We start from the raw sequence: 21,819 nt of genomic DNA on the forward strand, positions 1-21,819 counted from the left end.
GTAACCGGTAACCGGTAACCAGTAACCAGTAACCGGTAACCGGTAACTGGCAACTGGCAACTGGCAACTGGCAACTGGCAACTGGCAACTGGTAACCGGTAACCGACAGTGAGCAACGCATGGTGAACACACACAGACTTCTCGTAGCAGGAACCGCGCTTGGAGTTGCGGTGCTCGTCGGACGACTCGGTGCGCAGGTCGGCCGCGGTTCCACCGAATGGCTGACCGCCGGCGGCGACGCGCAGCGGACCTACTGGGTCCGCACCGATCCGAAGATCTCGGTGGCATCGATGTCGAAGCCGGGGTTCGAGCTGCAGTGGACGCAGAAGCTCGACAACCGTAATCGCGGCGGCAACGGACTCCTGCACGGCGTCACGGCCAACGGCGTCACGCTCTTCGTGCCGATGTCCGTCGTCGCCGGCAGCTCGAACAACGTCTACGCGATCGACAACGACACCGGCTACGTCGTCTGGCAGCGCCGCTTCGAGGCGCCGATTCCCGCCGCGACCGCGCAGTGCCCCGGCGGCATGACGGCGGGACCGACGCGGATCGTGACGCTGGAGCCGCCGCCGATCACGCTCGCCCTCGCCGGCCTCGATGCGCCGGGCGGCGGACGCGCCGGCCAGTCGTATCGCAGCGTCATCGGCGAGCCTGGACAGGGGGTTCCGCTCGAAGGGCGCGGCGGACGCGCCGGCGGCGGCGCTCCCGCGGCTCCGGGAGCGCAGGCCGGCCTCGGCCAGGGCGCAGGTCCGCAAGGTGCGCCGCAACGCGGCGCCGGCGGTGCGCCGGGCGCTGCGCCGGCGGGTGCGCCTCCTGCGGGTGCGCCTCCTGCCGGCGCGGCTCCGGGCGGCGGCCAGGGCGGCGGCGGACGCGGCCAGGGTGGTCCCGGAATTCCCGGCGCCACGCCCGAACAGATCGGCGGCGGCGGCGGACTGGGGCGCGCCTCCGGCGTCGTCTACGCGCTGTCGAGCGACGGTGTGCTGCACGTGCTCGGCCTGCCGTCCGGCAAGGACATCCAGCGCCCGGCGGAGTTCATCCCGTCGAACGCGCAGTGGACCGACACCATCGCGGTGAACACGACGCTCTACGCCACCACCACCGGAAGCTGCGGCGGGGCGCCGAACGCGGTGTGGGGGATCGATCTGGCGAGCGAGAGCAAGCCGGTGGTCTCGTGGAAGAGCAACGGCGGCCCGATCGTCGGGCGCATCGCATTCGCCACCGACGGCACCCTGTTCGCCGCCATCGGCCCGGGGACGGCGACCGGCGACGGCAAGGTCAACGCGATCGTCGCGCTGGATCCGACAACGCTGCAGCTGAAGGACTGGTTCACCAGGGCCGGCGTCGAGTTCGCCACCGGACCGACCGTGTTCAAGCACGGCGATCGTGAGGTGGTGGCGGCGGCGACGAAGGACGGCCGCGTCGTCGTGCTCGCGGCGAACTCACTCGGCGGCGGCGATCACGGTACCGCGCTGCATACGTCGGCTGCGGTGACGGGCGCCGGCGGCTCGATCGCGGGCACCGCGCTCGCGACCTGGCAGGAACTCACCGTCACGGCTCCGCCGCCGCCGGCCGCACCGGCGACTCCGGCGCCTCCGCAGGGTGGCGGCGGGCGCGGCCAGGGCGCTCCTGCGCCGATCGTCACCGCGGGCGCGCGCTGGATCGTGGTGCCGACGTCGACCGGTCTGACCACCCTGAAGGTCGGAGACGCGGGTGGCGCGGTCTCGCTCGAACGCGGCTGGACCGCCAGCGTGGCGTCCCCGGCGACGCCGATCGTCGTGAACGGCGTCGTCTTCGCGCTCGCACCCGGACGCGCGGCGACGCCGGCGGTGCTGCACGCCTTCGACGGCACGTCCGGCAAGCAGTTGTGGACGAGCGGCAGGGCGATGAAGGCCGCGGCGGCCCCGGGCAGCTTCTGGAGCGCGCTCAGCCAGATCTACGTCGGCACCACCGACGGCACGCTGCACGCCTTCGGGTTCCTGGACGAGCGGCGCTGATCAACGGAGGTTGACGGAGGGAACGGATTCCAGCAACGGAGCAACGGAGGCAACGGAGGCAACGGAGGTAAACGGAGTCTGGCTGGTTCAGCAAGAAAACCAACAGGCTCCGTTCACCTCCGTTGCCTCCGTTGCTCCGTTCTGTTGATCCGTTCCCTCCGTCGACCTCCGTTCACTGATTGAGAACGAACGCCACCAGTCGATTCCCTGCCCCGGCGATGACGTACTGCAGGCCATCGAGCTGGTAGGTGATCGGCCCGTTGGTGACGGAACTGCCGACGCGGGCGTTCCACAGCGGCTCGCCGGTGGTCGCGTTGTAGGCGCCGATGCCGCCGGCGGCCGACCCGAACAGCAGATTGCCGGCGGTCGTGAGCAGGCCGGAGTTGCCGCCGTAGCGCGGGATGCTCCAGCGCACGTCACCGGTCTTGTAGTCGATCGCCTTCAGCTGCGGCTGCTCGGTATAGCCGCCGCGGTCGGTGCCCCCCCACCCCATCGGGTTCTCGCTGACGTCGTAGAGATACCAGACGCTGAAGGCGCGGGTGGCGTTGACGTAGAAGAGGCCGGACTGCGGGCTGAAGCTCGGCGGAAACCAGTTGGTGGCGCCTCCCTGATTCGGCGTCACCAGCGCGCCGGCGACCTGCGGGTTCTTCGCCGGATTGGGAATCGGCACTCCCTGGTCGTCATGGCCGAGCGACCAGTTGGTCTTGATGTATTCGCTCGACACCACGGCCTTGCCGTCGGTGCGATCGAGCACGAAGAACTTGCCGTTGCGCGAGGCCTGCGCGATCAGCTTCCGCCGCTGACCGTTGATCGTGCCGTCGAAGATCACCGCGGTCTGGGTCGCGTCCCAGTCGTGCGTGTCGTGCGGCGACGCCTGGAAGTACCAGACCATCTTCCCGGTGTCGGCGTTCAACGCCACGATTGACGCGGTGTAGAGATTCGCCCCCTTCCGATTCGCGTGGGCGATCACCGGCTGCGGGTTGCCGGTCGTCACGTAGATCAGGTTCAGCTCGGGATCGTAGGTGATCGGCTGCCAGGTCATGCCGCCGCCATGCTTCGCCATGTCGAGATTCGGCCAGCTCTCGAGGCCGGGATCGCCCGGCTTCTGCGGCGTGACATACCAGCGCCAGATGAGATCTCCCGTCTCCGGGCTGCGGGCGTCGAGGTACGCCGGCACGTCGAGATCGTCGCCGCTCGGGCCGAGAATCAGCTTGTCCTTCACCACGACCGGCGCGATCGAGCCGTAATACATCATCTCGAGCGAGCAGAACTCCTTCGCCCACTTCTCGCTGCCCGTCTTGATGTCGAGCGCGACGAGATTGCAGTCGGTGGTGACGAAGTAGACGGTGTCGTTGAGGATGGCCACCCCGCGATTGCCGATCTGGATGCCGCCGCGGCTGCGCGAGTAATTGAAGTGCCACAGCTCGCGGCCGGTGCGCGCCTCGACGGCATAGACGTGATTGGGCGTCGTGAAGTAGAGCACGCCGCCGACCTGCAGCGGCGTCGCCTTGATCGTGCCGCCCGCCGGCAGGTCGTAGATCCACGCCAGGCTCAGGTTCTTCACGTTCCCGGTGTTGATCTTGAGCAGCGGACTGTAGCGGCGGCCCGAGTAGTCGCCGTTGTAGGTCGGCCACGACTCGGTGGTCGGGTTCTCGATTTGATCCGCCGTCAGCGCGACCGGCGAAGCCGGCGGCTGCTGCGCCGCCAGCGCCGCCGAGGCGAGCGCGGCTGCAATCAGGGCTGCACGCATGGCTCTCATTTCATCCTCGCCAGGTAGGCGACAACGTCGTGAATCTGCTTGTCGGTGATGCGGTCCAGCAGGTCGATGTGCGCCTGCAGCGGATTGACCTTGACCACCTTCATGTTCGGAGTGCGGCGGATGACGCGGATCGGGCCGTCGGAATGCCGCAGCGTGATGTAGAAGTCGCTCTCCTCCACCAGCTCGCCCGACAGCGGCGTGCCCTGCGGCGGCGTGACCGTGACGATGATCGCGTTCCGGCTGGCCCCCGGCGGTCCGCCGGCGCGCCCGGCGCCGCGCCCGCCGCGGCCGCTCGCCGGAAACAGCATCCGCTGCTGCAGGTCGACCGGCTGCAGCCGGCTGCCAATCCCGGCGAGGCTGCGCGTCGTGTCGGTGTGGCAGGCCGCGCAGCCCCCTTCACCCTTGAAATAGGCCTCACCTGCCTGCGGGTCGCCGACGAGGATGTCGGAGACGGTGAACAGCGGCGACTGCCGCATCGTGTCGTTGACGCGCTCGCGCAGGAAGTTGGCGAGCGCGACGATCTCTTCATCCGTGAACGACACGGTCGACTTCCGGGTCTGCGCCGGATGGCCGCCTTTGAGGAACGGCCCGAGCACGCTGCCGGCGCGCTCGGCGAACCGATCGTAATTGACCGTCTTGCTCCGGATGATATTGGGACCGGACTCCGACCCGCGCGCCTGCGAACCGTGGCAGGTGATGCACTCGCTCGCCCAGATGGCGCGCCCGCGGTCGTGCGCCGCCTGGTCGACGACGGGCAGACGGCCGAGGATGCTGGGAGGCGGAGCCGGCGGCTGCGCCGCTCCTCTCCCGCGCCCCTGTTCCTGCGCATGGGCGATCGAGAGCGCGCAGAGCCCGGCCGCCAGTGCCATCGCGGATCGGGCGCGGCGGGTGCCGGCTCGTGGACGCATACGTCTCCCCTTCGTGCGAATCGATGCGGCTTGCGTGTGGCGACAGCTTAACGAGTCTGGCGCGTCAGAAGCAAACCAGCCGATCCCGCTTGGTGTCCACCTTGTTGAACGGGAATCCGGGGACCTTCTTCAGATCGTCGATGCTCTTGCACGGCCCGACGTCGTTCCGGTACTTGATCCACAGCGCCGCTTCCTTCCGGAGCAGCCCCGCGACGCTCTCCAGATCGATGGCCGGCGCCGTGTTCAGGTTGATCGGCTTGGCCGCCTCTCCCTTGTAGTGCTCGGCGAGGTAGTCGACCACTCTGCCCAGCTCCTCGTCCGTCCCCTTCGCGCCCAGTCCGACCATCTTCGCGACCACGGTCTCCCACCCCTCGCGGGTCAGGCGCACGGACGCGGCGCGCTGCGGCTCGTGGCAGGCGCCGCACACGCGGACGGTCAGCTCGCGATTCGCCCCCTCCGGCATCGTCTTCGCCAGTTCGGCGATTTCCTCCGGCGTCAGCGTACGCCCGGCCATCGGCGCCTGGCGGGCGCCCGCGCCCGCGGCAGCGGCCGCGAAGATCGCCGCGGCGATCAGAATCCCGGTCTTCGGCATGGAAAGATTGTAACCAGAGCCGGCGCGTTCGCGGGGCGCGCCGCGTCAGCTCGGCTTTTTCACCCGGAGAGTGCGATGAGCGCGCGCACTAGGGCTGGAACAGCAGCGGGGCGAACTGCGACAGATAGTCGCGCCAGTTCAGCCAGGTGTGGCCGCCGTCGCTTTCCGTGAAACGCGGCGTGAAGCCGTGGCGCTTGAGCAGCTCCACCGTCGAGCGCGTCGTCTCGATCAGGAAGTCGTCCTTGCCGGTGCTGAACCAGAGCAGTTTGAGCCCTTTCTTCGCGGCGGCGTTGTCGAGCATCGCCAGGTGACGCTTCTCCCACGCCTCTCCGAACGGCGGCGGCGGCGCGGCCGGCGACGCACTCGCCTCGGCGGCGGGCGCGGCGCCACGCCCGCGTCCGCCTGCGCCCCCGATCAGGCCGGAGCTGAACACGCCCACGTAGGCGTAGTCGTGGAGATTGGGAACGGCGATGTTCAGGGTCTGGCTGCCGCCCATCGACAGCCCGGCAATCGCGCGGTGTTCGCGCCCGGTCCGCACCCGGTAGTGCTTCTCGATGTAGGGGCGGACCGCCATCGTGAAGTCCTGCGTGAACTCGTCGGGCTGCCCCGGCGCAATCGTGAGCGGCGCCGGCGCCGGTCCCATGCCGGGCGCCGGCCCGTTGGTGTGCCCCGCCGGCATCACGACGATCATCGGCTGCGCCTTCTTCGCGGCGATGAGGTTGTCGAGGATGATGCCGGCACGGCCGACCGAGGTCCACGCCTCGTCGGAGTCGCCCGCGCCGTGCAGCAGGTAGAACACCGGGTACCTCGTGGTGCTGGATTCGTACCCGGGCGGCGTGTAGACGTGCATGCGGCGATGCCGCTGCAGCGGCGCCGAGTAGTAGGTGACGCTGGCGACCGCGCCGTGCGGCACCTGCCTGGTGTCGAACAAATCCGATCCCGGCACGAGCGCCAGGCTCCAGACGTTGTTGTTCGACACGCTCGTCAGCGGGTTGCGCGGATCGATCACCGCGACGCCGTCGACGTTGATGTTGTAGCGATACGCGCCAGCCGGCACCGGAGCCGACGTGAACGTCCAGACGGCGTTGTCCCCTTTCGTCATCACGCCGGTCTGACCCAGGCCGGGAATGTCGCCGGCGCTGACGCGGACCGCCTGCGCCTGCGGCGCGTGAATGCGGAAGGTGATCCGGCGGTCGGCTGACACGTCCGGTGAGACCACTTGCGGCGCGCCGGCGCCCCGCCCTCGCCCCTGGCCCGGCTGCGGCGCCGGCGGCTGGCCCGTCGCCGGCGCCGGCGGCTGGGGCGCCTGCCGGGCGGCGGCAGGCGCGATGAACGCGGCCAACAGGATGGACGTGCCGACGAACCGAAGCCGATGCGCTCTATTCATGGCGGATTCCAGAAACGAAGACAACGGGACCGCGCCGCCTGAGACCCTCCGGCATCTCGGGAGGAGTCCTTGGGGTCCGCGGCGGCGCGGTGCGAGGCGTGCCTCGCGACACTCACTCAGAACGTGAACCGGGCGCCCCGAAGGGCGCCCGCGTGACTCAGAACCGGAACCTGAGACCCAGCTGAATGATCCGGTTGGTATTCGCCCGCACCCCGGTGATACGGCCGAAGTTCGTATCCGTCTGCTGCCCGGTGGCGTAGTCGAACACCGCGCTCGTGTCGACCCCCTGGTATTGCGTCGCATTGAACGCGTTGTAGAGCTCCGCGCGGAACTGCAGCGTGCGGCTGCCGATCGCGAAGTTCTTGAAGAACGTGATGTCGTGGTTGACGTAACCCGGCGGATGGTACTCGTCGTTGGTCGACGTCCCGAGGTAGAACGGATCGTTCGGACCGCCGCCGGGCTGGATGCACTCCGTGCGGAACTGGCGATCGAACGTCCGCTGGCTGCTCGGCAGGTTGGGGTTGCACACGAGCGTCACGCGCCGCTGACCGCCGTTGCCCGACAGGTCGTTCGTCGGCGCGCCGGTGAACGTGTAGGTGAAGCCGGTGCGGTTCTCGCTCTGCAGCGTGCTGATGCCGGAGATCTGCCAGCCGTCGAGCACGAGCTTCGTGAACAGGTTGTTCCATCGGCCGCTCGCCTTGGGCAGCTCGTAGTTGTAGTTGATCACGAGGCTGTGGGGCCGGCTGTTGTTGAAGGTGTAGTTGCGCGCCTTGTTGGTGGCCTCGTCCAGGAACGGATCGAAGGTCCCGATGGCCTTGCGCTTCATGCCGGTGTAGCTGGCGCCAAAGGCGAGGCCGTGCGAGAAGCGGCGGTTCACCGCGACCTGGATCGAATGGTAGTCGTTGTAGCCGATCCAGTCGCGCACGTTGATGCCGCCGTAGCCGCGGTAGGGCCGCAGGTAGTTGGTCGCGATCGGCTGGCCGCTGTTGGTGGGATCGCGGTTCTCCGGCCGCAACAGCGTGCCGTAGGGCAAGTCGTTGATCGCCCGCTGGACCGGCTGGTTGCGCCCGGCGTTCCCGACATAGGCGACGTCGGCGATCAGGTTCCAGGGCAGGGCCTGCTGCACGCCGATGCTCCAGTTGTAGACCGTCGGCGCCTTGAACTTGGCGAAGGCGGTCACCCCGCGCGGGCTCTGGATCAGCTGCGAGTTCTGCAGATCTCCGATCGTCGTGAAGCTCGTCGTCCGCGTGTCCATGAGCGGCGGCTGCTCGACGAGCGACAGAATGAAGTCGTCCGAATAGCGGTCGTAGAAGAGGCCCCATCCGCCACGGACCGACGTCTTGTCATTGCCGAACACGTTCCACGCGAACCCGAGGCGCGGCGCCGGCGTCAGGAACTCCCCCTTGTAGACCGTCTCCTTGGTGACCACCATGCCTTCGTAGAAGTCGCCGGAGCCCGGCACCAGTTTGTCGATGTAGGTGTTGTTCAGGATCTGGCCGGTCAGCGGATTCCTCGCCTGCCGTACGTTGCCGGCGCAGCTCGCCGCGTTGTTCGGGCAGACCGCCTGGAAGAGGAGCGGGGCCGACGACTCCGACCATTGTGCGGCGTCGAAATACGACACGTCCTGGCCGGCGACGAACGTCGGACCGAGGTAGTAGAAGCGCACGCCGAAGTCGAGCGTGAGACGCGAGCTCACGCGCCAGTTGTCCTGCACGAAGCCCTCGACCTGGTTGAACCGTCCCTCCGCGTACGGCTTGGCCGTCGACTCGGTGTAGCTGTTGATCGATCCGAGCAGCGCGTTGGCCCACCCGAGGTTGGTGTCGAAGGGGTTGCTCGCGTTGCCGTCGAAGTTGTAGTTGCCGTTGAAGACCGACGCGCGCGGCGCCGGCCGCGCGGTGTGCTCGTAGAAGATCCCGGTCTTCATGTTGTGACGGCCGGCAATCTTCGACAGGTTCGCCGAGTAGTTCCAGATGATGTTGCTGGCGTTGAACGGATAGCGATCCGCCACGCCGATGCCGCGGGTGTTCGGCAGCGCGTTGGTCCCGCCGAAACTGATCTGCGGCACGAGGTACTGCGGGTTGGCGCTCGGGAAGAACTGCGGCAGCCCGCCGAGCACCACGCGGCGATCGTTGCGATCGAGATCGGCCTGCGTCACGTGGCTCACCAGCTGTTCGGCCCAGTTCCGCCCGACCGTCACCTCGGCGACCGTCGACGAACTGAACGTGTGCAGCAGCGTGCTCACCATGCTGAGCGAGCCGACTTCGTACGACGTGTTGAACTGCGGCCAGCCGGCGTTCCCCCCGTTGCCGGTGCCGGCCCCGAGGAACGCATTGGCGCCGCGCGAGTTCACTTCGTTGCCGAACTGCACCCGGGTGTAGAAGGTGGAGTTGCGGGCGATGTTGTAGTCGACGCGCGCCACCTGGTCGTTGCGCGGCCGCTCGAGCACGTTCTGGTAGGTGTAGTTGTACTGCCGGCTGCCCGACGGATCCGTCGCGTTCGGCAGCGGAAACAGGTTCAGCATCATCTGCCCGATCGGGTTGATGCGGTTCGCCGGAATCTTGTTGTCCGGGAAGCAGCCCGGCCCGCCGGTGTTGACGTTGCACGCCAGCCCCTGCGCGGCGAGGAGCGGATCCCTGATCCAGCGGACGCGGCCCTGGCTGTCGAACGTCTGCGAGAAATCCCCCGCCCGCTCCAGCGCCGTCGGCATGCTGCTCAGCTGCAGCGTCCCGGGATCCTTGCGCGGCAGCAGGTCCTGCGAGAAGAAGAAGAACAGCTTGTCGCGGTTCTGATTGAAGCCGGTACCCGGCAGGAGAACCGGACCACCGATCGTCCACGCCGTGTTGTCGAAGCGGTAGGGCGCCTTGACACAGCTCGCGGCCTGCCCCGCGGCGCACTGCCGCCGGCGGTCCCACGTGTTCGTGTTGAACTTCTCGTTGCGCTTGTAGTACGCCGCGGTGCCGTGAAAATCACGCGTGCCGCTCTTGGTGACGACGGTGATCGTCGCCCCGGAACTGCGGCCGTACTCGGCCTGGAAGTTCGACGCCTGGACCTTGACTTCCGCGATCGAGTCGAGCGCCGGCGCGGCGTAGTTCCCCGAGTTCGAGCCGGTGTCCTTGTTGGTCACGCCGTCGTACGAGAAGTTGAACGACGTCTGGCCGTTGATCGACATGCCGCCGACCGAATTCCAGCCCGGGGCGTCGCGCGCCGACGTGTCGATGACACCGGGCAGCATCTTGAGGCTGCCCATGAAGTCGCGCCCCTTCAGGCCGATGTCCTCGATCTGGCTGGCAGTGATGGTCGCGGAACGCTCGCCGGTCAGCGTCTGGACCCTGACGGTCTCGGACTGCACCGTGACCGTTTCGGTCACGCCGCCGACTTCGAGGACGATGGTCTTCAGCGTCACGCGTTCGGTGGACGACAGCACGATGCCGGTCTGCTCGTTGGTCTTGAAACCGGCGAGGCTCGCCTTCAAGTCGTACGTGCCGCGGAGCAGGTCCGTGAACACGAATCGCCCCTCGGCGTCGGTGACGGCGTCGCGGGTGGCTTTCGTGCCGGTGTTGGTGATGGTCACCGTCACTCCGGGCATGACGCCCCCCCCGGAGTCGGTGATGGTGCCGGAGATCTGGCCGGTCAGGCCCTGCGCCCTCGACGCAGGCGCCAGCGCCAGGCTCGCGGCGACGGCGATCCACGCCGTCAGGAACACTTGGTAACACACGCGTCGCATGAGGCTCCTCCCTCGTGTACAGTCAGCGACCGTTTACGATGGCGCAGGCTATGACCGCCGCCGATGCGTGTCAAAAGCAACTCGCATTGCATGTTGTTTATCGAAATGTCAAACGATGACGGTTGCGCGTAAGTGGTAGGTGCATGTAGAGTTGCCGCCGCAAACTGGACCGGGGTCGAACAGCGACGCCCTTGGTCATGTTTCGCAATGCACAACGGAAGGAGCCGGCCGGCGTGAGGACGACGTATCGCGATCGCCAGGCAGCGCGCCTCGAGAACGGCGCGCTGCGCGTGACGGTGCTGCAGGAAGGGGGACACATCGCCGAGATCGCCGACAAGGCCACCGGCATCAACCCGCTCTGGACCCCTGCGTGGCCGTCGATCGAACCGTCGCAGTACGACCCCGCCCGCCATCCGGAGTACGGCGGCGGCGCCGACGCCGCGCTGCTCGCCGGCATCATGGGGCACAACCTCTGTCTCGACATGTTCGGCGGTCCGTCGGCGGAGGAAGCCGCCGCCGGCTTGCCGGTGCACGGCGAAGTCTCCACGGCCCGCTTCGCCATCGAGCCCGAGAGCGCCGGGGCGCTGTCGATGCGCGCGCGGCTGCCCGAAGCGCAACTGGAGTTCGAGCGGCGCCTGGCGCTGGCGGATCGGACGCTGCGCGTGCGCGAGCGGGTGACCAACCGCAGCGCCACCGATCGCGCGATCGGCTGGACGCAGCACGTGACGCTCGGGCCGCCGTTCGTCGAGCACGGGCGCACCGCGCTGCGAGCCTCGGCGCGGCGCGGCCGCGTCTTCGAAGGCCCCTTCGGGCCGGCCGACTATCTGACGGCGGCCGCCGATTTCGAGTGGCCGCACGCGCCGCGCGTCGGCGGCGGCACCGCGGATCTGCGCACCTACTCGTCGGCGCCGGCGTCGAGCGCCTACACGGTGCAGCAGATGGATCCGTCGCGCGAAGACGCGTTCGTCGCCGCGCACTCGCCGTCCGCGGGCCTGACGTTCGGCTGCGTGTGGCGGCGCGCCGATTTCCCCTGGCTGGGGCTGTGGGAGGAGAACCGCGCCCGGCCCAGCGCGCCGTGGAACGGCCGCGCCGTGACCTGGGGACTGGAATTCGGCGTCTCGCCGTTCCCGGAAACGCGGCGGCAGATGATCGAGCGCGGTCCGCTGTTCGGCACGCCGACGCTGCGCTGGATCCCGGCCCGTCAGACGGTCGAGGTCGAATACTGGATGCTGCTCGTCCCCGCCGCGGCGCCGCCGGACGAGCTGACGCGCCCCACCTGGTAGCGGCGGCGGGTTACACTAGAAGCCGCCTGCTGACTGACCATCGGAAAGGATCGCTGCCTGTATGAAGCTGTTCTCTGTCTGCGTGCTCGCCGCAGCCGTCTTCCTCGGCGCGCCCGTGCACGCCACCCAGGGCACAAAGCCCGCGCCCGCGGCCGGCGGCGCCAAGCCGCGCACGATCGAGCTGACCGGCGACGAGAAGATGAAATACGACAAGGAAGAGATCGCCGCCAAACCGGGGGAGACGATCCGGATCGTCCTCAAGGCCGTGGGCCAGATGCCGAAGACGATCATGGCGCACAACTTCGTGCTGCTGAAGCCCGGCGTCGACGCCGTCGAGTTCAACAAGGCCGCGTTCAACGCGCGCGAGACCGGCTTCATCCCGCCCGACAAGAAGACCGACATCATCGCCGCCACGGCCCTGGCCGGCGCCGGCGAGACCGTCGAAGTCACCTTCAAGGCGCCGGCGAAGCCGGGCAGCTACAACTACATCTGCAGCTTCCCCGGCCACTTCGCCATGGGGATGCGCGGGAAGCTCGTCGTCAAGTAGCTGTCTTCTTAATCGAAGGGTCGAAGGAGGCGAAGGAGGCGAAGGAGCGGCGGCCTCGGCTTCGAAGGATTCGCGCGCGAAGCTCGTCGTCAAGTAGCTGTCCTTTTAATCGAAGGGTCGAAGGACGCGAAAGAGGCGAAGGAGCGGCGACCTCGGCTTCGAAGGATTCGAAGGTCGAAGGACGAAGGTTCGAAGGTCGAAGGAGGCGAAGGAGCGGCCGGCCTCGGCTTCGAAGGATTCGAAGGTCGAAGGTCGAAGAATTCAAAGGCCGAAGGACTCGAAGCTCGAAAGGCTCGCAGAAACCTTGAAGCCCCTTCGAACTTCGAGACTTCGAGCAGCGAAACCAGACTCCTTCGAGCTCCTTCGAGCTCCTTCGCGAACTTCGCCGTCCTTCGACTCCTTCGATTAGACAGACAGCCTCAGCGCCCCACACCCGACGTCGCCACCGGTCCCACCGGCTCGTCCTGCGTGAGATAGGCGAACTGGTCGCGGAACTCCTGCAGCCCGAGACGCGCGGTCGCGGCCAGTTTCGCCACGTCGTGCGGATCGTCGAAGTCTTCCTTCCGCAGCCGGATCATGTAGCGCCGCGCGATGGCGTAGCGCGTCGACGACACGTCGACGGCGCGCACGCGCGTGCGCCCCGTCTCGGGATCGATCATCGTCTCGAACGGAATCGGCACGAACCGTCCGCCCTGGATGGAGATCATCGCCGATCCCTCGCCCGCCAGCAGATACCCGGCGGCGCAGTAGCCCAGGTCGCGGGTGTATTCCATGTCGAAGGGAATCGGATCGGCGCACCGCAGCTCGTAGCCGATGTTCTTGGCCGCGATCGTCGTCTTGATGCCCAGCTCGCGCAGCCGGGCGGTGACCTGGGCCTTGAGGATCTCGCCGAGGCTGACCTCGTCGATGCGGATGTGGCCGTGGTCGTCGCGCTCGGCGGCATCGAGCTGCGCGAGGTCTTCCGGCTTGATCCCGAGGACCACGCCCTCGGCGATCACCGCCACGCCGTCGCGGCGTCCATAGCTCAGGCGTTTGATGATCGCGCCGGTCAGCGTGTCGACGATGGTCTTGAGCGGGGTCGGCTGCTTGAACTCCTCGGCGACGAGCGTCACCGTCGCCCCGGCCGCCTTGCCGATGCCGAGCGCCAGGTGCCCGGTCTTGCGCCCCATCGCCACGACGAAGTACCACCGCGAGGTGGTCTTGGCGTCGACCATCAGGTTCTGCACGATCTCGACGCCGTGATGGCGCGCCGTCTGATAGCCGAACGTGTCGATGTGCGCCGGGAGATCGAGATCGTTGTCGATCGTCTTCGGCACGTGCACCACGCGGATCGCGCCGGCGGCGTGGCGCTCGACGCGCATCGCCGAGAAGGCCGTATCGTCGCCGCCGATGGTGATGAGCTGTGTCACGTTCAGCCGCAGCAGCGAGTTGACCGTCTGCTCGAGCAGCACCGGCGACGTCGTCGGATTGGCGCGGGCGATGCCGAGATGCGATCCGCCGCGGAAATGGATGCGGCTCACCGCTTCGATGGTCAGCGGCGTGATGTGATCGACGTCCCCCTGCATGAGCCACTCGAAGCCGTCACGCACGCCGACGACATCGACCCCTTCGAGGCGCGCGCGGATGGTCGCCGCGGCAATGACGCTGTTGATGCCGGGGGCCGGTCCGCCGCCGACGAGGATCGCGAGTCTCTGATGATGTTCCACAGCCCATGATCATATGACGGAAGGCGGCAGGCGCAAGGCTGCGCTGCCGGCGCGGTTGAGCCGATATACGGATCTATGAGTACCGCGCGGCAGCGGGTCGTCACCGCCGATCAATGGGGAATACCTGAGCGCGATTCGGCCGGCCGAGCGATCTGCCGCTGGTGCCGGACGCCGGTCGCGCCGCCGAGGCGGACGTTCTGCGGCGACGCCTGCGTGCACCAGTGGAAGATCCGCAGCAGCCCCTGGTACGTGCGCCGCGAAGTCAAGAAGCGCGACAAGGGCATCTGCCAGTTGTGCGGACTGAACGTCCTGAAAGCCCACCGCGAATGGGGGCGCCGCAAGCCCCCCGCCGCCGATCGGGCCGCGCGGCGCCAGTGGCGCGCCGAACGCCCCCGCTGGGAAGCCGACCACATCGTCCCCGTCGCCGACGGCGGCGGCGAATGCGGACTGGAGAACTACCGGCTGCTGTGCCGGACGTGCCACGTAAAGGTGACCCTCGCCTGGCGCGCCCAGCGCGCGGACAGCCGCCGGCGCGATACGCCGCAAGATTCCAGCGATTCCGCGTCCGCTTGAGGCGAGCTCGCCCCGACAGCCGAGCGCAGCGCGCCGCCTTCCACCCTGCCCGACAGGGAGCGCAGCGACTCTCCTTCCACCCTGCCCGACAGCGAGCGAAGCGAGCCGTTAACCGGCGCTACCTCACATCGTAGATATACAGCGTCGCCTTGTCGTCCTCGGGCACGACGTAGGCGCGCAAACCTTCGCCATGCGGCTCCAGCCAGACGGGATTCTGCGTGATGACCAGGCCCGACGTGGTCCAGACGTTCACCGGCACCTGGTATTCCGGACGTCCGTCTTCGAGGTTGACGACGTCGATGCCGCCCAGCCGGAACCGTCCGGCTGCGGCATCCCCCTTGGCGGCGGTGGCGGGCGAGCCGCGAATCTCGGTGACCCCGGTGCAGACCATGCGCCGCGCGCCGGCGTACTTGCAGTCCTGGTAGTCGACGTAATGCGAGCGGTTCAGCGTCCGCAACGCCGCCGGCGGCGCCGCGAGGTTGGTCGGCCGTCCGTCCCGTCCGAGCGGCCAGCGATAGAAGCGGCGCGACCCCCAACTGACGGCGTGCAGCGTGTGGTCGTCGGTGTTGTGGACGATCGCCCCGAGGTGGTCCGCGAAGCGGAACACTTCGGCCGCCTTCAGCGTGCCCGGATCGACCCGGTAGACGATGGAGCGGCTGTCCGGCCGGTACTCCGCCACCGTGACCCAGATGCTGCGGCCGTCGTAATCGATCCCCCCGGGGTGATACATCTGCCCTTCGCCCAGCGTGATGCTGGCGATGAGCCGGCCGGACGCGTCGAATTTGAACAGGTAGCCCAACCCGGCGACGTCGACGGCCGTCATATGGAACGTGTCGCCGATCTTGACGAGCCCCTGCGGGTGATGTGCCGGAAAGTCGAGGGGCACGGACGCGGCGAGCGTCCACACCGAGGCGCGCGTCAGCGCCGCAACCCGCCGCACGATCTCGCGTCCGGACGGCCGCGGCGCCTGGACGGCGTCCGTGGCGTTGACCACGACCCCGATGGCGACGAGCGCCGCCGGCAGTATGCTTCTGCGACCCATTCACTTCATTAAACCACCATGCTGAAAGACCTTCGACACGCCGTCCGCATGCTGCTGCAGGCCAAGGGGTGGACCGCAGTGGTCGTTCTGTCGCTGGCGCTCGGCATCGGCGCCAACACGGCGCTGTTCAGCGCGGTGAACGGGATGCTGCTCACGCAGGTGAACGTCCGCGAGCCCGACACGCTGGTGCGCCTGCGCTGGCACGGGAAGCGCAACGACATGATGACGAGCTCGAGCGAGTACGGGTTCGTCAAGCGGCCGCAGGGCATCCGGATGCAGACGACGTTCTCGTATCCGATGTATCAGCAGTTCGTGGCCGACAACAAGACGATGTCGGACCTGTTCGCGTGCGCCCCCTACGGCCGGCTCAATCTGGTGGCCGACGGCCAGGCGGAGCTGGCGACTGCGTTCATCACCACTGGCAACTACTACCAGCTGCTCGGCGTGAACGCGCGCCTCGGCCGCACGATCATCCCGGACGACGACCGGCCGACCGCCCCCCCGGTGATCGTGATCAGCTCGAAGTACTGGCATACCCGCTTCGGCACCGATCCCGGCGTGCTCGGCAAGCACGTCACCGTCAACGGCGTAGCGGCGACCATCGTCGGCGTGTTGCCGCCGGACTTCACCGGCGTGCAGCAGCCGCTCGCCGAGCTGCCGGATCTCGGCGTGCCGATGTCGATGCAGCCGCAGCTCGACACGCTCAATACCGGCCCGTCGCGGCTCACGCAGCCGACCTACTGGTGGCTGCAGATCATGGGGCGCCTCAAGCCGGGTGTGACGGCGGAACAGGTCACCGGCAATCTCGAAGGCGTGTTCCAGAGCTCGGCGCGCGCCGGCATGGACAGCTACCTCGAGTCGCTGACCGAGACGGAGCGCGCGACCGCGTCGAATCAGAACCGGACCGAGATTCCCCGCCTGCTGGTCGAGTCCGGCGCGCGCGGCATCTACGATCCGAACACCAACGAAACGCGCGCCCTCACCATTCTCAGCGTCGTCGTCGCGCTGGTCCTGCTGATCGTCTGCGCCAACGTCGCGAACCTGCTGCTGTCGCGCGCGACCACGCGGCAGAAGGAACTGTCGGTCCGGCTTTCCCTTGGCGCCACGCGCTGGCGGCTGGTGCGGCAACTGCTGACGGAGAGCCTGCTGCTCGCGGCGCTCGGCGGCGCGCTCGGGGTGCTGGTCGGCTACTGGGGCAAGCAGCTGCTGCCCGGCCCGCCCGGGCAGGTGCTGCCCTTCAACTGGCGCATCCTGGTGTTCGTCGCGGCGGTCAGCATGATCACCGGCGTCCTCTTCGGCATCGCGCCGGCGCTGCGCGGAACCGGCGTCAACGTCAACGCCGCGCTCAAGGAGACCAGCCGCAGCGTGGTCGGCAGCCGCAGCGTGCTCGGCAAGGCGCTCCTGGTCGTCCAGGTCGCGATCTCGCTGGTGCTGCTCGTCGGCGCGGGGCTGTTCCTCCGCACGCTCAGCAACCTGCGGCACGTCGACGTCGGATTCAATCCGCAGAACCTGCTGCTCTTCCGCGTCAACCCGGCATTGAACCGCTACGACGAGAAGAAGATGCAGACGCTCTACCGCACCATGCTCGAGCGATTCAATGCCGTCCCCGGCGTGCGTGGCGCGGCCATGTCACAGCCGGCGCTGCTCTCGGGCAGCGTCAATTCGACCGGCATCTTCGTCCACGGGCGGAGCTACGATCGCGGCCGCAACGTCGACCACAACAACAGCATCAACCGGCTCGTGGTCTCGCCGAACTTCTTCGACGTGATGGGGATCCCGATCGTCAACGGCCGCGCCCTCACCGATCGCGACGACGCCGCCGCGCCGAAGGTGGTCGTGATCAACGAGGCGGCCGCCCGGAAGTACTTTCCGAACGCGAACCCGGTGGGCCAGCGTTTCGGATCCAGCATCGAGACGACGAACCAGCTCGAGATCGTCGGCGTGCTGAAAGACGTGAAGTACAACGAAGTGCGCGAGCCGTCGCCGCCGACGATGTACGTGCCCTATCCGCAGACACGGCTCGGCAGCGCCGTCTTCGAGGTGCGGACCGCAACCGCGCCGGCCGGCGTGATGAATTCGCTGCGCGAGATCGGCCGGCAGATCGATCCGAACCTGCCGCTGACCGACGTGTCGACGCAGATCGAACAGGTCGAGCGGCGCTTCGCGCAGGAGAAGCTCTTCGCCCAGGCCTACACGCTCTTCGGCGCGCTGGCGCTGCTCATCGCGTCGATCGGCCTGTTCGGGCTGATGTCGTACAGCGTGTCGCGGCGGACGAACGAGATCGGCATCCGCATGGCGCTCGGCGCGCAGCGGCAGGACGTGCTGCGCCTGGTGATGCGCGAGTCGATGATCCTCGTGGCGCTCGGCGTCGCCGTCGGCGTCGGCATCGCGTTGAGCGCGAGCTCGCTCGTCACGGCGCTGCTGTTCGGCCTGCCGCCGCGCGATCCATGGACGCTCGTCACGGCGATCGCCGTCATGGCGGCGGTGTCGGGACTCGCCGGGTATCTGCCCGCCCGCCGCGCATCGCGGGTCGATCCGATGGTCGCGCTCCACTACGAATAGAAGACGCAGTGCGCGGTGCGCGGTGCGCGGTGCGTCAGTGCGGCAGTGCGGCAGTGCGGCAGCGCGCAGTCCGCGATCACGGTTTTGGGGCGGCGCCCTCCGATCTGATCGGCGCGCAGATCCGCGCACGGGGTCTAAGTGGCAGAACCGGGCGGTCTTACCGGCGGCTGTCCCACTACGTCACACGGGCACCTCGTTTGCTCCGATCCCTCGCTCGGACCAGCTCCCCGGCCAGCGAACGAGCGGATCATCAAGGAGTCATAGAGATGGCCGTAAAGAAGGCGGCACGTACCAAGAAGACCGTGCGGGGAAAGAAGACCGTCGGCCTCACGTCCGCGCTCGGGCCCAAGGTGACGACGATGCTCGTCTGCGTGACGATCGCGGCGGGCATCACCGTCGCGGCGCGGCAGCAGCAGGCGCGCGCGAAGGAGCGGCTCGACGCGGCCCGCGCCGAGACCGTCGCCGCGGCCGAGCCGGTGGCCCGGAAGAAGCCCGTGCCGGCCAACGCGATGGCGAGTGTCTCCGCGACCGCGCCGGCGAATGCCGCCGCGGCCGCGCCGGTCGAGACCGGCACCTCCGGCGCCGCGAGCGCGAAGCCGGTGACGGTGGTCGGCTGCCTCGAGCGCACCGACGCCGGCTACCGCCTCAAGGACACCACCGGGGATGCCCCGAAGGCGCGCAGCTGGAAGTCCGGGTTCCTCAAGAAATCGTCCGCGTCGCTCGACGTGGTGGACGCCTCCCGCACGCTGCAGCTGGCCGGCCATGTCGGGCGCCGGGTGAGCGTCACCGGCACGATGGTCGACCGCGAAATGCAGGCGCGGTCGCTGCGGCGCCTCGGCGAGTGCAAGGCGAACTGATCCGCGCTTGACAACGGCGCATCGACTGTCATACTGTCATATGACAGTTGATGCGCTTCCAGTTGAACTTCAAATCGGGGAAGCCGGTCTACCTCCAGATGGTGGACCAGGTGAAGGCGGCAGCCGCCTCCGGCGCGCTGCGCGGCGGCGACCCCCTCCCCTCCATCCGTCCGCTCGCCGAGGAACTGCGCGTCAACCGCAATACCGTCGCCAAGGCCTACGCGGAGCTCGAGAGCCAGGGGGTCATCGAGACCGTCGCCGGTAAAGGCTGCTTCCTCCGCGCCGCCCACAGCCCCTATCGCAAGGAAGTCCGGCTCGAGCTGCTCAAGCAGGTCGTGGACGACGCCGTCGTCCAGGCCCACCACCTCCAGGTCGCCAGGTCGCAGTTCCTCCGCCTCGCCGAGGAGCGCTTCGACGCGTTCGAGGCGCGCCGCGAGCGCGCCGCTGAAAGATGACTGCCATGACATCCGAGACCCACGCCATCGAGATCGATCGGCTGGTCCGCCGCTTCGGGCGCACCGACGCGGTCGATGGACTCAGCCTGACGGTACGGCCGGGCCGCTGCTACGGCTTCTTCGGACGCAACGGCGCGGGAAAGACGACGACGATCAAGTGCCTGCTGAACCTGCTGCGGCCGACGTCGGGGACGGTGCGCGTCTTCGGTCTCGACCCGCGGCGCGACGAGGTCGGCGTGAAGTCGCGCGTGGCCTGCGTGCCCGACACCGTGGCGTTCTACCCGTGGATGACCGTGCGCGGCACGCTCGACTACTTCGCGTCGTTCAGGGCGAAGTGGAATCAGGCGGTCGAGCGGGAGCTGCTCGCGCAGTTCCGCCTCGACCCGGGTCGGAAGACGAGCCATCTCTCGAAGGGGCAGCGCACGCAGCTCGCGCTGATCGCGGCGATCTGCGCCGAGCCCGAGCTGCTGGTCCTCGACGAGCCGACGTCCGGGCTCGATCCGATCGTCCGGCGCGAATTCATCCAGACGGTGATCGGCGCCTATCAGGAAGGGGATCCGCGGCGGACGGTCTTCGTGTCCACCCATCTCATCTCCGAATTCGAAGGACTGATCGACGAGTTCACCATCATCGAGCAGGGGCGGCAGGTGCTGACGCTGGACGCAGACGCCGCCCGCGAGCGCTATCGGAAGGTCTACGCGCGATTCGCCGCCGAACCGGGCGCGCTGGATCTGCCGGGGGCGCGCGTGCTGCGGCAGCGCGGGCGCGAATGCGAAGTCCTGGTCAACGGCAACGCGGCCGAGGTGATGGCCCGACTGCAGGCGCGCTCGCCGGAGTCGCTCACGACCGAGTCGCTCACGCTGGAGGAGATCTTCGTGGCCACGCTGCAGCCGGGAGCGGCCGGCGCATGATCGCCAAGGAGATCCGCGTGCTGCTGCCGGCGTGGGCCGCGGCGGTGGCCGCGATGGTCGCGTGCTCCCTGATCCGCGATCTCTATGCCTTCGGCATCCCGGCGTATTTCATCGGTGCGGCCACCCTCGGCGCGATGTCGATGGGGCACGAGTTCAGCCATCGGACGGTTTCGCTGATGCTGACGCTTCCGGTGTCGCGCCGGCGCATCCTGCTGACCAAGCTGGTGGTGCTGGGAGCAGGTCTTCTCCTGCTGGCGCTGATCGCCGCCCGGGTCCTCCCGTACTGGCGGGAAGCGACGGTGTTCCGCGCCACGACGCTGTGGCTCCCGTTCTTCGCGGGACTGTTCATTACTCCCTACCTCACCACGATCACGCGCTCGCCGGTCGGCGGCGCGGTGTTCACGATGGGGATCGCGGGCCTGCTGACCATCGCCGGTGATTGGCTCGGCGTCGAGACGTATGGCTACACGCGCGAGGTCGATGCGTTTCGCATCGCGTTCGTCTGGCAAGCCGAGCTCCTGCTGTGTGTCGCGAGCGCAATCCTCATGGCCAGGACGTTCAAGAGGCTGCAGGTGCTCGACGGCCCTGGACCGGCGGTCGACTTCGCGCCGAGCCCCGCGACCGCGTCGACATCGCTCACGAGGCGCAGTGTGACCTGGCTGCTGCTCGAAAAGGAGCTGCGCCTCCAGCAGATGGCCTTCGCGATCGCCGCGATCTACGCCGTGCTCTACGTGATCACGGTGGTGCGCACAAGAGCCTACTTCTCGACGAACGACGCTGCGTTCATCGAGTCGCTGCTCTATGCCGGCATCCTGGCGGTGGTGATTGGCGCGGTGGCCAGCGCCGAGGAGCGAGATCTGCGCACGCTCGATTCGCAACTGCTGCTGCCGGTACGGACATCGACACAGTGGATGGTGAAGCTGTCGGTCGTGCTGGGACTCACGTTCCTGCTCGGCATCGTGCTGCCCACGGTGCTTGCCAGCGTCTTTCCTCCCGAACGGATCGTCTGGGCGCGCAACCTTCAATCATTCAGAGCGGTGAGCACGATACTCGGGCTGATGGCGATTGCGACCCTCAGCCTCTACGTGTCGACGCTGTGCTCGAGCGGCCTGTGGGCGCTGCTGGTGTCCTTCCCGGCGGCGTTCGGCGTTGCCGCGCTCGTGCTCTGGTCGGGCGCGATCGTCGAAGCCGTGCTCCACTCGCTCGACGGGCGCCCCGACTGGTCGACGGTGCGGTGGGCGACGGCGATCATGACGGTCTCGGTCATCGCCGTCGTCACCCGACTGGCGTTCACGAACCACCGCTCGGCCGATCGAAGCCCCACACGAACCCTCGGGCAGGTGGCGATCGCTGCTGGTTCGGTGATCGCCGCGACCGGAGTCGTCGCGATCGTCGGCGCGCTGAGCTCGTCCCGCTGAAGACGCACGCCCGCGAACCGCTGTCCCCTTCGACCCTGCCCGACCCGCGAGCGAAAGCGAGCCTCCCTTTCCACTCTGCCCGACCCGCGAGCGAAAGCGAG

General features: G+C 68.1%; 16 protein-coding genes. 9 read left to right on the forward strand and 7 right to left on the reverse strand.

The window, feature by feature from the left end; translation table 11 throughout:
* Positions 1-170 precede the first annotated feature (170 nt).
* Entirely contained in the window at positions 171-1,994 is a 1,824-nt protein-coding gene (locus VFK57_17195) for a hypothetical protein (GenBank protein HET7697455.1), read from the forward strand.
* A gap of 172 nt (positions 1,995-2,166) precedes the next feature.
* On the opposite strand, the gene VFK57_17200 is transcribed toward VFK57_17195, so the two are convergent.
* The 5 genes from VFK57_17200 to VFK57_17220 form a co-directional block, all read right to left on the reverse strand.
* Positions 2,167-3,753: an acido-empty-quinoprotein group A gene (locus tag VFK57_17200; GenBank protein HET7697456.1), complete on the reverse strand. Its 1,587-nt coding sequence runs from the start codon at positions 3,751-3,753 to the stop codon at positions 2,167-2,169.
* A complete protein-coding gene (locus VFK57_17205) occupies positions 3,750-4,661 on the reverse strand; it encodes a cytochrome c (GenBank protein HET7697457.1) in 912 nt (303 codons plus the stop codon). Before VFK57_17205 ends, VFK57_17200 begins: the two co-directional genes overlap by 4 nt.
* 64 nt (positions 4,662-4,725) lie before the next feature.
* Complete coding sequence (locus VFK57_17210) at positions 4,726-5,253, reverse strand: helix-hairpin-helix domain-containing protein (GenBank protein HET7697458.1); 528 nt, start codon at positions 5,251-5,253, stop codon at positions 4,726-4,728.
* An 88-nt stretch (positions 5,254-5,341) separates the two neighbouring features.
* The gene (locus VFK57_17215; GenBank protein HET7697459.1) at positions 5,342-6,640 is read right to left on the reverse strand and encodes an alpha/beta hydrolase-fold protein; all 1,299 of its coding nucleotides are present in this window, start codon (positions 6,638-6,640) and stop codon (positions 5,342-5,344) included.
* Between the two features lie 157 nt (positions 6,641-6,797).
* On the reverse strand, positions 6,798-10,364 hold the full coding sequence (locus VFK57_17220; GenBank protein ID HET7697460.1) for a carboxypeptidase-like regulatory domain-containing protein: 3,567 nt from the start codon (positions 10,362-10,364) through the stop codon (positions 6,798-6,800).
* 233 nt (positions 10,365-10,597) lie between these two features.
* Between VFK57_17220 and VFK57_17225 the strand changes: the two genes are divergently transcribed.
* Positions 10,598-11,647, forward strand: a complete 1,050-nt coding sequence (locus VFK57_17225) for a hypothetical protein (GenBank protein ID HET7697461.1) — start codon at positions 10,598-10,600, stop codon at positions 11,645-11,647.
* Positions 11,648-11,708: 61 nt separating this feature from the next.
* Positions 11,709-12,194: a plastocyanin/azurin family copper-binding protein gene (locus tag VFK57_17230; protein ID HET7697462.1), complete on the forward strand. Its 486-nt coding sequence runs from the start codon at positions 11,709-11,711 to the stop codon at positions 12,192-12,194.
* 419 nt (positions 12,195-12,613) lie between these two features.
* On the opposite strand, the gene pfp is transcribed toward VFK57_17230, so the two are convergent.
* Positions 12,614-13,900: a diphosphate--fructose-6-phosphate 1-phosphotransferase gene (pfp, locus tag VFK57_17235; protein ID HET7697463.1), complete on the reverse strand. Its 1,287-nt coding sequence runs from the start codon at positions 13,898-13,900 to the stop codon at positions 12,614-12,616.
* A 75-nt stretch (positions 13,901-13,975) separates the two neighbouring features.
* On the opposite strand from pfp, the gene VFK57_17240 reads away from it, so the two are divergent.
* Positions 13,976-14,473 (forward strand): HNH endonuclease, encoded by a 498-nt coding sequence (locus VFK57_17240; protein HET7697464.1) that lies wholly within the window; start codon positions 13,976-13,978, stop codon positions 14,471-14,473.
* Positions 14,474-14,591: 118 nt separating this feature from the next.
* Here VFK57_17240 and VFK57_17245 read toward each other — a convergent pair whose 3' ends face one another.
* Positions 14,592-15,515: a DUF6454 family protein gene (locus tag VFK57_17245; protein HET7697465.1), complete on the reverse strand. Its 924-nt coding sequence runs from the start codon at positions 15,513-15,515 to the stop codon at positions 14,592-14,594.
* 18 nt (positions 15,516-15,533) lie between these two features.
* Between VFK57_17245 and VFK57_17250 the strand changes: the two genes are divergently transcribed.
* The 5 genes from VFK57_17250 (at position 15,534) to VFK57_17270 (ending at position 21,718) form a co-directional block, all read left to right on the forward strand.
* The gene (locus tag VFK57_17250) at positions 15,534-18,077 is read left to right on the forward strand and encodes an ABC transporter permease (GenBank protein HET7697466.1); all 2,544 of its coding nucleotides are present in this window, start codon (positions 15,534-15,536) and stop codon (positions 18,075-18,077) included.
* A 266-nt stretch (positions 18,078-18,343) separates the two neighbouring features.
* Entirely contained in the window at positions 18,344-18,934 is a 591-nt protein-coding gene (locus VFK57_17255) for a hypothetical protein (protein ID HET7697467.1), read from the forward strand.
* A 50-nt stretch (positions 18,935-18,984) separates the two neighbouring features.
* Complete coding sequence (locus tag VFK57_17260; GenBank protein ID HET7697468.1) at positions 18,985-19,389, forward strand: GntR family transcriptional regulator; 405 nt, start codon at positions 18,985-18,987, stop codon at positions 19,387-19,389.
* A 5-nt stretch (positions 19,390-19,394) separates the two neighbouring features.
* Positions 19,395-20,300 (forward strand): ABC transporter ATP-binding protein, encoded by a 906-nt coding sequence (locus VFK57_17265; GenBank protein ID HET7697469.1) that lies wholly within the window; start codon positions 19,395-19,397, stop codon positions 20,298-20,300.
* Positions 20,297-21,718 carry a hypothetical protein gene (locus tag VFK57_17270; GenBank protein ID HET7697470.1) on the forward strand — a complete coding sequence of 474 codons (1,422 nt, stop codon included), beginning with the start codon at positions 20,297-20,299 and terminating at the stop codon, positions 21,716-21,718. The genes VFK57_17265 and VFK57_17270 overlap by 4 nt, the downstream gene beginning before the upstream one ends.
* The last annotated feature ends 101 nt before the right edge of the window (positions 21,719-21,819 follow it).

The organism is Vicinamibacterales bacterium, from assembly GCA_035699745.1.
GTDB lineage: Bacteria > Acidobacteriota > Vicinamibacteria > Vicinamibacterales > 2-12-FULL-66-21 > JAICSD01.

What these genes read in the sequence shown, in the direction of transcription:
- VFK57_17200 (HET7697456.1), bottom strand. Translation starts at nt 3,753, where the DNA reads ATGAGAGCCATGCGTGCAGCCCTGATTGCAGCCGCGCTCGCCTCGGCG.
- VFK57_17205 (HET7697457.1), bottom strand. Translation starts at nt 4,661, where the DNA reads ATGCGTCCACGAGCCGGCACCCGCCGCGCCCGATCCGCGATGGCACTG.
- VFK57_17210 (HET7697458.1), bottom strand. Translation starts at nt 5,253, where the DNA reads ATGCCGAAGACCGGGATTCTGATCGCCGCGGCGATCTTCGCGGCCGCT.
- VFK57_17215 (HET7697459.1), bottom strand. Translation starts at nt 6,640, where the DNA reads ATGAATAGAGCGCATCGGCTTCGGTTCGTCGGCACGTCCATCCTGTTG.
- VFK57_17220 (HET7697460.1), bottom strand. Translation starts at nt 10,364, where the DNA reads ATGCGACGCGTGTGTTACCAAGTGTTCCTGACGGCGTGGATCGCCGTC.
- VFK57_17230 (HET7697462.1), top strand. Translation starts at nt 11,709, where the DNA reads ATGAAGCTGTTCTCTGTCTGCGTGCTCGCCGCAGCCGTCTTCCTCGGC.
- VFK57_17240 (HET7697464.1), top strand. Translation starts at nt 13,976, where the DNA reads ATGAGTACCGCGCGGCAGCGGGTCGTCACCGCCGATCAATGGGGAATA.
- VFK57_17245 (HET7697465.1), bottom strand. Translation starts at nt 15,515, where the DNA reads ATGGGTCGCAGAAGCATACTGCCGGCGGCGCTCGTCGCCATCGGGGTC.
- VFK57_17250 (HET7697466.1), top strand. Translation starts at nt 15,534, where the DNA reads ATGCTGAAAGACCTTCGACACGCCGTCCGCATGCTGCTGCAGGCCAAG.
- VFK57_17255 (HET7697467.1), top strand. Translation starts at nt 18,344, where the DNA reads ATGGCCGTAAAGAAGGCGGCACGTACCAAGAAGACCGTGCGGGGAAAG.
- VFK57_17260 (HET7697468.1), top strand. Translation starts at nt 18,985, where the DNA reads ATGCGCTTCCAGTTGAACTTCAAATCGGGGAAGCCGGTCTACCTCCAG.
- VFK57_17265 (HET7697469.1), top strand. Translation starts at nt 19,395, where the DNA reads ATGACATCCGAGACCCACGCCATCGAGATCGATCGGCTGGTCCGCCGC.
- VFK57_17270 (HET7697470.1), top strand. Translation starts at nt 20,297, where the DNA reads ATGATCGCCAAGGAGATCCGCGTGCTGCTGCCGGCGTGGGCCGCGGCG.